Genomic DNA, 578 nt, shown 5'->3' on the forward strand with positions numbered 1-578 from the left:
ATTTTCTGCGACGAACACGGGCGGGTGCGGGTGAAATTCCGCTGGGACCGTTATCACGGCGAAACAGAAGACAGCTCGTGCTGGATACGGGTGTCGCAGGCGTGGGCCGGTGCCGGGTTCGGTCACCTGGCGATACCACGTGTCGGCCAGGAAGTGATAGTCGATTTCTTCAACGGTGACCCGGACCAGCCCATCGTGATGGGGCGTACGTATCATGAAGATAACCGCTCACCGGGCAGTCTGCCTGGCACAAAGACGCAGATGACCCTGCGCTCAAAAACCTATAAGGGTAGCGGGTTTAACGAACTGAAGTTCGACGATGCGACAGCTAATGAGCAGGTGTATCTCCATGCGCAGAAAAACATGGACACCGAGGTGCTCAATAACCGCACCACTGATGTGAAAGTCGACCACACCGAGACTATTGGTAATAACCAGAGCATCACCGTCGGTCTGGGGCAGACGGTGAAGGTCGGCAAAGAGAATGCCGGCGGGCATGACCAGAACATCACCGTGGCGCACGACCGCAGTATCACGGTACGCAATGACCAGACCCTGAAAGTCACCCGTGACCACAC

At 56.7% G+C, this 578-nt stretch carries 1 protein-coding gene; it reads left to right on the top strand.

Annotated features, from left to right (window positions below):
• The coding region (locus MES37_RS24555) for a type VI secretion system Vgr family protein (RefSeq protein ID WP_237932846.1) at positions 1–578 on the top strand (578 nt) is incomplete at both ends.

Source organism: Buttiauxella sp. S19-1 (assembly GCF_022134725.1).
Classification (GTDB): domain Bacteria; phylum Pseudomonadota; class Gammaproteobacteria; order Enterobacterales; family Enterobacteriaceae; genus Buttiauxella; species Buttiauxella ferragutiae.